Here is a 10194-nt window from a genome sequence, read left to right on the forward strand (position 1 = left end):
CGGAGGAAAAACACGAGACTCCTGTGGGAAAGGAACAGTCTGAAGATCCCGCAGTGAGCGCTTTTTGCGAGCGAGGAAGCTGAAGCGTTCCCCACGGAAAGACCAGCTATGGATAGTCAAGGTGAATAAGCGAATTTTTTTAAAAAGGTTCTTCTTAAAAAAGGGCATGCAAAACTACACCTCCTTAAAGAGGCGTTTTTTTAAGAATTATGTTCTTATATTGGTCTATTTGACATGTGGCTCATAAGGTTTGTTATCTCGTAATACGGCGAAAATAATATGTGTAAGCTTTCTGGCTACGGCTCCGACGGAAACAAAATGTCCTTTCCCTTTAGCTCTTAACTTTTGATAGTATTGCGATAATGCTGGATCACTTTGACTTGCGGAAAATGCGGACAACCATAGAGCACGTCGCAGATAAGGGGAGCCCCTCTTAGACATACGCACTTCCGTAGCGTTAAATTTACCTGATTGCTTTACTGCTGGATCCAAGCCCGCAAATGCTACTAATTGTTCTGGACGCTCAAAACGATCGATGTCTCCTATTTCACCGATGATAACAGCTGCTGTTACATCTCCAATCCCATTTATAGTCGTTAAATAAGTCTCTTGTCCTTTAATAAGTTCATTGAGTTTCTCTTCAATTGCCTGGATTTGTTGGTCTAGTAAGGTGAGCTGTTCGATTAGGAGGTGGATTTGTGTTCGGAACGCATCCGTAGCCATAGAAATACCGAAGGTTTCTTCTGCTGACTGTTTAATTTTCATGGCTTTGTCATGTGCTTTCCTTTTTCCATAGGCACTATTACTGGCCTGATTCAAAAACGTAGCTAAGTCATCGGTATCAATCGTTTGTATGTCTTCAGGCATTGGATAATACTGAAGTAACTTGGTTGAAGATACGCCAAATACTTCTGAAAACAAGTCCTCATATTCCGGAAAAACCTGATCAAGAAGCGATATAACCTTGCGTTTAAGATCAGAACTTTGATCCACAAAGGAATAGCGTAATCGTTCGAAATACCTGATTCGAAGTAAATCTTCTTCAATGAAAGGTGTTGCCTCAGGAGAATCGATACGGATGACTTGAGCGATAAGAAAAGCATCACGCGTATCTGTTTTCGTCTTACGGATATAAAAGTTACGCAAAGCATCCGATTGTAATGGATTAAATGCCGTTATTTTAAAGTCCAGTTGCTTCATAAAGGTGAAAACAGAAAGCCAATAATGTCCAGTTGCTTCTAAGCCGCAAGCACAATTGTCAGGCGTGAGTTGATGCTTGTTTATAAAAGCTAACAACTTATCACTGCCGGATTTAGAGTTGGAAAAACGAACCGTTTTCCCAATAGGATTACCTTGATTATCAATGACGCCGGCTTCATGTTTCTTTTTGCCAATGTCAATACCTAAGTAATACATGAAAACACCACCTGTATGATAATTAGATCAGATGAGAGGGATCCTCCGTTTCTTTATAGATATCCATGCTCGTTCGATATGCGACAACAAATGTGTCATCCAGCTGATACGAATTATTCTATAAAGAAGGAGGTGCCAGACTTTCCGACGAAGACAGAGCTTCAAGCGAGGAGACGACACCTCCATCTGATTCCCCACCCATTATACAATAGTAATGGGGTGCCTTAAATTAAGGTTACCTATATCATACGAGCGAGTGTTTTTCCGCAGCGGTGTTCTAGCACTCATCCCATAAATACCGTAAGGAAGTTGCGACGCAGTTTATATAAAGTCTGTTAAATAAAGATCTTTTAGAAAAGAGCAAAAGAAATAAGCGTTTCAGATGTTATTTTTGTCTGATCTGTTTAAAATAAGTTAAGTAAAGTGTAAGATCGGTATAATAAGAAAAAAATAAAAGAATGGTGAAAAAACATGATCTTTGTATTAGATGTAGGTAATACGAACACGGTATTAGGTGTATTCAAAGAGGAAGCGCTCATTTATCAGTGGCGAATTAAAACAGATCGTCATAAAACAGAAGATGAATATGGAATGCTTATCAAATCATTGTTCGAACATGAGGGGCTTACCTTTTCGGATATGGACGGTGTCATCATTTCAACCGTTGTCCCTCCAATTATGTTTGCGTTAGATCGTATGGCTAAAAAGTATTTTCATGTAAAGCCATTAGTGGTTGGGGATGAAGCGGTTAATCCTTTCTTGAAAATGACGTACCCTAATCCAAGTGAGATCGGGGCCGACCGAATTGTAAATGCAGTAGGAGCAATTGAGGCATACGGATTTCCGTTGATAATCATCGATTTTGGTACCGCGACGACGTATTGTTATGTGAATGAAAAAGGGGAATATGTAGGCGGTGCAATAGCGCCTGGAATTAACATATCTTTAGAAGCACTTTACTCGAAGGCTGCAAAATTACCAAAGGTTGAAATTAAGAACCCTGGCACAGTAGTTGGATCTTCCACTATTGAGGCTATGCAATCTGGGGTGTACTTTGGGTATGTTGGACAAGTGGATGAAGTCGTACGGAGGATAAAAGACCAAGCAACAGAGCCTACAACAGTAATTGCAACTGGTGGCCTGGCGAAATTGATCGCTAAAGACTCTCGTACCATCGATATAGTTGATTCTGCTTTAACATTAAAAGGGTTGTATTATATTTATAAGAAAAATATGGAGAGTCGTTAAGGGGCATAGTTTCCCAAAACAATTAAACATAAGAATGAAATTAAAGATAAGGGAGTTTGATACATCATGAGTGATTATCTAGTTAAGGCAACAGCCTTTCAAGGAACAATTCGAGCATATGCAATCCAATCTACTGCAACTGTGGCAGAGGCAAGTAGAAGACAAGATACTTGGGCGACAGCTGCAGCTGCACTTGGCCGTACGATTACGGTTACTGCTATGATGGGAGCTATGTTAAAAGGGAAAGATAAATTAACGGTTAAGGTGGAGGGGGACGGACCAACTGGGCCAATTGTAGCCGATGCGGATGCCTATGGTCAGGTAAGAGGTTATATTACAAATCCCCATGTGAATTTCGAATTGAATGAAAATGGTAAGTTGGATGTGAGAAGAGCTGTTGGAACGCAAGGTAGTTTAAGTGTAGTGAAGGATTTGGGATTAAAGGATCATTTTACTGGGCAGGTTCCAATTGTATCTGGAGAGATCAGCGAAGACTTTACTTATTATTTTGCGAATTCGGAGCAAGTACCATCGGCTGTAGGTGCTGGTGTACTGGTGAATCCAGATCATAGCATCCTTGCCTCTGGTGGTTTTATCATACAAGTCCTTCCAGGTGCAAGTGACGATACTATTGACATGATCGAAAGTCGGATAAGTTCCATTCCTCCTATCTCTAGCTTGGTGAAGGACGGTAATTCACCAGAAGAAATATTAAAAAAATTATTAGGTGAAGAGAATATTAAAATTCATGAGACATTGCCAATTGTATTTCATTGTCACTGTTCAAAGGAAAGAATTGAACAAGCAATTAAATCGTTAGGTGATGAGGAGATAGACAAAATGATTAAAGAAGACAATGGCGCTGAAGCTACATGCCACTTTTGTAACGAACAGTACACGCTTAATGCAGAAGAATTAGCTTCTTTAAAATCCGAATAAGGAGAGGGAAAATCGGATGACGCGGAGGTACCTTTGGGGGATTATTGTATTATTGCTTATAACGAATTTAACTACTGTTGCAGTGTGGAATAACGAAAAAGATGTTGGGGTAGATGAAGACCTGGACATCACAGTTGAAAAGGATTCGCCAGTTGCGACGATCGGTAAGCAAGAGATTGAATATGATGCATGGATGCGGACACTTAAGACTGAGTATGGACGTGAAGTTTTAAAGGAAATGATTGATAAAGCTGTTGTATTTGAATTAGCAGAAGAAAAAGAAATAGAAATCAATCAGAAACTAATTGATAGAGAATTAGCATTGTTGTACACCATGCAAGGAGTCTTATCTGAAACTGAGATAGAAGAACGAAAAACGGAATGGACAGAAGAAATCAAATATCGTCTCTACTTAGAAGAATTGTTAACGGAGTCAATAAGTGTTAGTGATCAAGCGATTCAAGAATATTATGCAGACCACGAAGGACAATATGAGTTTATCGAATCGTTCCAGTTTTCGCATGCTGTACTAAATGATGAAGCGACAGCTGAACGTTTTCTTGAAGAGTTAGACCAAGGGGCTTCTTTTTCTACTTTAGCAAGAGAATTTTCCGTTGATGAAGAAACGAGAGATGATGGTGGGTATTTAGGTTATTATACGGATAATAGTGATTATATTCCTGCAGAGTATTTTGATGTAGCAAAACAGCTACAAGAAAATTCGGTAAGTGATCCTATTTATGTTGGGAATAATGTAGCTATTCTATACGTGCACCGTGTTATACCTGATGTATCATTCTCTTTTGATGAGTTAAAACCACATTTAAGAAGAGAATTAGCTTTAGAACAGATTGACGAGATTATTTCAGCTGATCCTTTATGGAATAAACTACAAGTTGACTGGCTTTATGATTAATGTTTATACATTTAAAATATTCATAAAATTTCCAATTAAAATGGTTGACTTTTATATATCAAATAACGTACATTAAGTATAAATCCAATAAAAATACTTGGAATTAAGGGGTGTTCATATGAGAGTAGCAAATTCAATTGCAGAATTAATTGGTGAAACGCCAATTGTAAAACTGAATCGTACTGCTGATGCTGATGGGGCCGACGTTTATTTAAAACTGGAGTTTATGAATCCTGGTAGTTCTGTTAAAGATCGTATTGCGTTAGCGATGATCGAAGCAGCTGAAGAGCAAGGTCATCTCAAAGAAGGTGATACGATTATCGAACCGACAAGTGGGAACACTGGTATTGGTTTAGCAATGGTTGCAGCTATCAAGGGTTACAAGGCGATCCTTGTAATGCCTGATACAATGAGTATGGAACGTCGTAACTTACTTCGTGCTTATGGTGCAGAGTTAGTCTTAACCCCTGGAGCAGATGGGATGAAAGGCGCAATTAAAAAGGCTGAAGAAATTCAGAAAGAAAATGGCTATTTTATGCCACAACAGTTTAATAACCCAGCTAATCCGGATGTGCATGCGCGTACAACAGGAAAAGAAATTGTTTCTCAAATGGGTGATCAATTAGATGCATTTGTATCAGGAATTGGAACTGGTGGAACGATTACAGGTGCTGGAAAAGTGCTAAAAGAACATTTTAAAGACATTAAAATTTATGCCGTCGAACCAGAAGCATCACCGATCCTATCAGGTGGTAATCCTGGGCCACATAAAATCCAAGGTATTGGTGCTGGTTTTGTTCCAGAGGTACTAAATACGGAAATTTATGATGGAGTTATCACGGTTAGCAACGATGAAGCGTATGCTGCAGCTCGTGAAGCAGCGCGAAAAGATGGTCTTTTAGGTGGAGTATCCTCAGGTGCAGCCATCCATGCTGCGAAAAAGGTCGCTAAAGAATTAGGAAAAGGAAAGAAAGTTTTAGCGGTGATTCCGAGTAATGGAGAGAGATACTTATCAACTCCGTTATATCAATTTGAAGACTAAAGAGTAATGCGTAGCGATCTCCTATTTTACAGGAGATCGTTTTTTGTATGATAAAACAAACTTATTTGATGCGTTTGCTTATTGTTGTATAAGCTGAACTCATTAGTGTATGAAGATTAGCATGGTGCATATAGTTGTGTTAATGTTGTAGAATGAGGTATAAACGAGTGGATAAGGATGAAGAAACATGGAGAGATTGTTAATAACAGATAAGAAAACATATAACCTAGATAAAAAGACATTAGTAATGGGAATTTTAAATATAACACCTGATTCATTTTCTGATGGCGGAAAATACGCAGACATTGAAGATGCAGTGAAACAAGCGATAGCGATGGAGCAAGCGGGAGCAGATATTATTGATATTGGTGGCGAGTCGACAAGACCTGGTCATCAACCTGTAACGGAAGAAGAAGAGCTTAACCGAGTAATTCCAATAATGAAAGAAGTTAGTCGAGCGGTAAATATTCCGATTTCTATTGATACATATAAGGCAGAGACTGCCAAACAAGCGATTGAAGCTGGAGCATCCATTATTAATGATGTCTGGGGTGCGAAGAAGGAACCGGAGATCGCTCATGTAGCAGCAAATTATAATGTTCCGATTATCCTCATGCATAATAGAAAAGACTCTACTTATCAAAATATCATAGAGGATATGAAGCAGGACCTACAGGAAAGTATTGAAATAGCTTCAGGTGCTGGTGTGAAGAGACACCATATTATTCTCGATCCGGGCATAGGCTTTGCGAAAACGGTAGAAGACAACCTTTTCATCATGAGACATTTGGAGAAGTTTAAAAGCTTAGGTTATCCAATGTTGCTTGGAACATCACGTAAATCATTGATTGGCAAAGTGTTAGATTTACCTGTGGATCAAAGAGATGAAGGTACAGGTGCTACGGTATGCTACGGGATTTCTCAAGGAATTGATATTGTACGGGTGCACAATGTGGAGATGACGGTTCGAATGACAAAAATGATGGATGCAATGATGGCAAAAGGCGGGAATATAAGTGGATAAGATTTACTTAAATCAGATGCAATTTTATGGATATCACGGACTTTTTCCGGAAGAGAATAAGTTGGGGCAACGGTTTAACGTTGACTTAGTTTTAGAGTTAGACCTCGGTAAAGCTGGACAATCAGATGATATGGACGATTCCATCAATTATGGTACAGTGTTTAACGTGACGAAAGAGGTAGTTGAAGGTAAATCCCGTAATTTAGTAGAAGCGGTGGCACATGATATAGCAGAACGCCTATTTTCTAGTTTTGATAAACTACAGGCATGTACGGTAAAGGTCTATAAGCCAGACCCGCCAATTCCTGGGCATTATCAATCTATCGCAATTGAAATTTATAGGGAGCGACCATAATGAACACAGCATATATCGCATTGGGATCTAATATAAATACACGTGATTCTTACTTGGATCAGGCAATAAAATTATTAGATGAAAATAAAGAGATCCATGTACAACAGCATTCTTTTATTTATGAGACAGAGCCAGTTGGTTTTACCGATCAGGAAAATTTTCTAAACATGGTCATTGAAATACATACCAACTTAACACCATTGCTATTACTGGAATACTGCCAATTTATCGAACGTAAACTTGGGAGGGAAAGGGAAATTAGATGGGGTCCAAGAACAATTGACCTTGACATTTTACTGTTTAATCAAGAAAATATAAAAACAGAGCAACTCATTGTTCCTCATCCTAGAATGCACGAAAGAGCTTTTGTATTAGTACCTTTGAAAGATGTAAACCCAAGTGTAAATATTCCTTCTATAAACAAAAGTGTTACAACAGTTCTAGGTGAGGTGTCATCACAAGAGAAAAAGGGAGTATGCAAATGGGATCCATCGATTGGGGAAAAAGAATAAAGGCATTTCGTAAATTAAAAGGATATACGCAAATACAGTTTGCGCAAAAACTAGGTATTTCTGTATCTGTTATTGGAGAAATTGAACGTGGCGCTCGTGAACCAACAAGGGATTTAATCATCCAAATAACAGAGGTTTTAGATATAACAATGGAAGAATTACAACCTAAAAAATATTAGGTGCCTATATAAAAAGCCAAGGCGGCCAACTTTTAGTATCGTATAAAAGATGAATATGTAGCTATAATGGAAATAGAAAGCTTGCGACATGGTACTTATAAAGGGCTAAAGGGGAATGCTAAACGGGGAAGTCAAGATCAAATGTTGATACTCGTGAATCATTACAGTATATTCTTTGCCGTTATACGTTGACACTTTTAGTCTCGTTTTCTATACTAAACCATGAACAAAATACTGCCAGTATGCACTGGCAGTATTTTATCTATATGATACTTTAGCTTTTATAACTTTGTATTCAGGTAGCTTACATATAAGTGGGAAATCAAATAAATGGAGTGTGAACTTAATGGCAGAAGAATTAAATGAACACATGCAAGTGCGTAGGGAAAAGTTACAATCTTTACAACAGCAAGGTCTAGATCCGTTTGGGGATAAGTACGAGCGTACCCATTCGGCTGAACAACTTAGACAAGCTTATGATCATCTTTCGAAAGACGAGTTAGAAGAACAAGCAATTGAAACAACGATCGCCGGAAGAATCATGACAAAGAGAGGAAAAGGGAAAGCGGGCTTTTCTCATATCCAAGACTTGAGTGGGCAAATCCAATTATACGTTCGTAAAGATATGATTGGAGAAGATTCATATGACATCTTTAATACAGCAGATTTAGGAGACATTGTTGGTGTAACAGGAACCGTATTTAAAACCAACGTTGGGGAGTTATCTGTAAAAGCAACAAAATTCCAAATGCTTACGAAGTCTCTTCGTCCATTACCAGAAAAGTTTCATGGATTAAAGGATGTGGAACAACGCTATCGTCAACGTTACTTAGACCTAATTACAAATCCACAAAGTAAAGATACGTTTGTTACAAGAAGTAAGATTATTCAATCGATGCGCAGGTATTTAGATGATTCAGGTTTCTTGGAAGTTGAAACACCAATGATGCACGGCATCGCAGGTGGTGCATCTGCAAGACCATTTACTACGCACCACAATGCTTTAGACATTCCACTTTATATGCGAATTGCTATTGAATTACATCTAAAGAGATTAATTGTAGGTGGTATGGAGAAGGTATATGAAATAGGGCGTGTATTTCGTAATGAAGGTGTGTCCACTAGACACAACCCAGAGTTTACGATGCTTGAATTATATGAAGCGTATGCGGATTACCATGATATCATGTCATTAGTAGAAAATATGGTTGCGCATATTGCAAAAGAAGTAACAGGAAAAACAACTGTTCCTTATGGTGATTACGAGGTTAATCTTGAACCGGCGTGGAAGAGAGTACACATGGTTGATGCAGTAAAAGAACAAACTGGTGTGGACTTCTGGAATCAAATGAGCGATGAAGAAGCAAAGGCACTTGCAAAACAACATGGTGTTGAGATCAAGGGTAATATGACATTTGGTCATATCGTAAATGAATTCTTTGAACAAAAAGTAGAAGATACATTAATTCAACCTACTTTCGTATATGGTCACCCGGTAGAAATATCACCACTTGCTAAGAAAAATAAAGAAGACGATAGATTCACGGATCGATTTGAATTATTTATCGTAGGTCGCGAGCATGCAAATGCATTCTCTGAGCTTAATGATCCAATCGATCAACGCGAACGTTTTGAAGCACAAGTGAAAGAAAAAGAGCAAGGTAATGATGAAGCGCATGAAATGGATGAAGATTTCTTAGAAGCTTTGGAATATGGTATGCCCCCAACCGGTGGGTTGGGTATCGGTATCGATCGACTGGTAATGCTTTTAACGAATGCGCCTTCCATTCGTGACGTCTTGTTATTCCCTCAAATGAAAAATCGTGAATAAAAAAGAAAACTTGCACATCTTTTGTGCAAGTTTTTCTTAATTAAAGATGCAAATGTAGGTTTATCGAAGCTGGAAATGTGTAATGATATGTATTGTGCTTTAAGTTATATATATTTTCCAATAATTTCATGGTATTCTGTTATTGATTTTAGTCCATAATCATGTTAAGTTAGTAAACGTGCTTTTAAACAACACCGGTAGCAAACTAAAAAAATATACTATTGACTGTTTAGCTGTCACGTGTTATATTAATCAAGTCGCAATTTTAAGGTAAGCTAATCTATCAATTATTAATTTCAAAAAAGTTATTGACTTTTAATTAGTAACTTGATATGATATGAAAGTTGCCACGAATTAATGACAACGAATTATTGATCTTTGAAAACTGAACAAAACAATCATTTATGTCAAGCAAGAAAAAAGCTAGTTTTTTGAATGAGTTAACACTCAAACACTTTATGGAGAGTTTGATCTTGGCTCAGGACGAACGCTGGCGGCGTGCCTAATACATGCAAGTCGAGCGCAGGAAACAAGCTGATCCCTTCGGGGTGACGCTTGTGGAATGAGCGGCGGACGGGTGAGTAACACGTGGGCAACCTGCCTGTAAGACTGGGATAACTCCGGGAAACCGGTGCTAATACCGGATAATACTTTTACTCTCATGAGTTTAAGTTGAAAGATGGCTTTTAGCTATCACTTACAGATGGGCCCGCGGCGCATTAGCTAGTTGGT

General features: G+C 38.4%; 10 protein-coding genes and 1 rRNA gene. 10 read left to right on the forward strand and 1 reads right to left on the reverse strand.

Going from position 1 to position 10194, the window contains the following annotated elements; translation table 11 throughout:
* Positions 1-225: 225 nt before the first annotated feature.
* On the reverse strand, positions 226-1416 hold the full coding sequence (locus tag NYQ66_RS05890; protein ID WP_259867918.1) for an IS110 family RNA-guided transposase: 1191 nt from the start codon (positions 1414-1416) through the stop codon (positions 226-228).
* A 471-nt stretch (positions 1417-1887) separates the two neighbouring features.
* Between NYQ66_RS05890 and NYQ66_RS05895 the strand changes: the two genes are divergently transcribed.
* The 10 genes from NYQ66_RS05895 to NYQ66_RS05940 all read left to right on the forward strand — a co-directional run.
* Entirely contained in the window at positions 1888-2664 is a 777-nt protein-coding gene (locus tag NYQ66_RS05895; protein WP_259867919.1) for a type III pantothenate kinase, read from the forward strand.
* A gap of 66 nt (positions 2665-2730) precedes the next feature.
* The gene (gene hslO / locus NYQ66_RS05900) at positions 2731-3603 is read left to right on the forward strand and encodes an Hsp33 family molecular chaperone HslO (protein ID WP_259867920.1); all 873 of its coding nucleotides are present in this window, start codon (positions 2731-2733) and stop codon (positions 3601-3603) included.
* Between the two features lie 16 nt (positions 3604-3619).
* Entirely contained in the window at positions 3620-4519 is a 900-nt protein-coding gene (locus NYQ66_RS05905) for a peptidylprolyl isomerase (RefSeq protein WP_259867921.1), read from the forward strand.
* Positions 4520-4637: 118 nt separating this feature from the next.
* Positions 4638-5561 carry a cysteine synthase A gene (cysK, locus tag NYQ66_RS05910; RefSeq protein WP_259867922.1) on the forward strand — a complete coding sequence of 308 codons (924 nt, stop codon included), beginning with the start codon at positions 4638-4640 and terminating at the stop codon, positions 5559-5561.
* A gap of 187 nt (positions 5562-5748) precedes the next feature.
* On the forward strand, positions 5749-6585 hold the full coding sequence (folP, locus tag NYQ66_RS05915) for a dihydropteroate synthase (RefSeq protein ID WP_259867923.1): 837 nt from the start codon (positions 5749-5751) through the stop codon (positions 6583-6585).
* A complete protein-coding gene (folB, locus tag NYQ66_RS05920) occupies positions 6578-6940 on the forward strand; it encodes a dihydroneopterin aldolase (RefSeq protein ID WP_259867924.1) in 363 nt (120 codons plus the stop codon). The genes folP and folB overlap by 8 nt, the downstream gene beginning before the upstream one ends.
* Positions 6937-7452, forward strand: coding sequence for a 2-amino-4-hydroxy-6-hydroxymethyldihydropteridine diphosphokinase (folK, locus tag NYQ66_RS05925; protein ID WP_407652053.1), 516 nt, complete (start codon positions 6937-6939; stop codon positions 7450-7452). Before folB ends, folK begins: the two co-directional genes overlap by 4 nt.
* Entirely contained in the window at positions 7422-7631 is a 210-nt protein-coding gene (locus tag NYQ66_RS05930; RefSeq protein ID WP_259867927.1) for a helix-turn-helix domain-containing protein, read from the forward strand. The genes folK and NYQ66_RS05930 overlap by 31 nt, the downstream gene beginning before the upstream one ends.
* 346 nt (positions 7632-7977) lie before the next feature.
* A complete protein-coding gene (gene lysS, locus NYQ66_RS05935) occupies positions 7978-9462 on the forward strand; it encodes a lysine--tRNA ligase (protein WP_259867929.1) in 1485 nt (494 codons plus the stop codon).
* A gap of 455 nt (positions 9463-9917) precedes the next feature.
* Positions 9918-10194 (forward strand): 16S ribosomal RNA (locus tag NYQ66_RS05940); the annotation flags it as partial.

This window comes from Aquibacillus koreensis (assembly GCF_025154055.1).
GTDB classification, from domain to species: Bacteria; Bacillota; Bacilli; order Bacillales; family Amphibacillaceae; genus Aquibacillus_C; species Aquibacillus_C koreensis.

Coding starts and splice junctions, on each gene's coding strand:
- hslO (WP_259867920.1), top strand. CDS start 2,731: ATGAGTGATTATCTAGTTAAGGCAACAGCCTTTCAAGGAACAATTCGA.
- NYQ66_RS05930 (WP_259867927.1), top strand. CDS start 7,422: ATGGGATCCATCGATTGGGGAAAAAGAATAAAGGCATTTCGTAAATTA.
- lysS (WP_259867929.1), top strand. CDS start 7,978: ATGGCAGAAGAATTAAATGAACACATGCAAGTGCGTAGGGAAAAGTTA.
- NYQ66_RS05890 (WP_259867918.1), bottom strand. CDS start 1,416: ATGTATTACTTAGGTATTGACATTGGCAAAAAGAAACATGAAGCCGGC.
- cysK (WP_259867922.1), top strand. CDS start 4,638: ATGAGAGTAGCAAATTCAATTGCAGAATTAATTGGTGAAACGCCAATT.
- NYQ66_RS05895 (WP_259867919.1), top strand. CDS start 1,888: ATGATCTTTGTATTAGATGTAGGTAATACGAACACGGTATTAGGTGTA.
- NYQ66_RS05905 (WP_259867921.1), top strand. CDS start 3,620: ATGACGCGGAGGTACCTTTGGGGGATTATTGTATTATTGCTTATAACG.
- folP (WP_259867923.1), top strand. CDS start 5,749: ATGGAGAGATTGTTAATAACAGATAAGAAAACATATAACCTAGATAAA.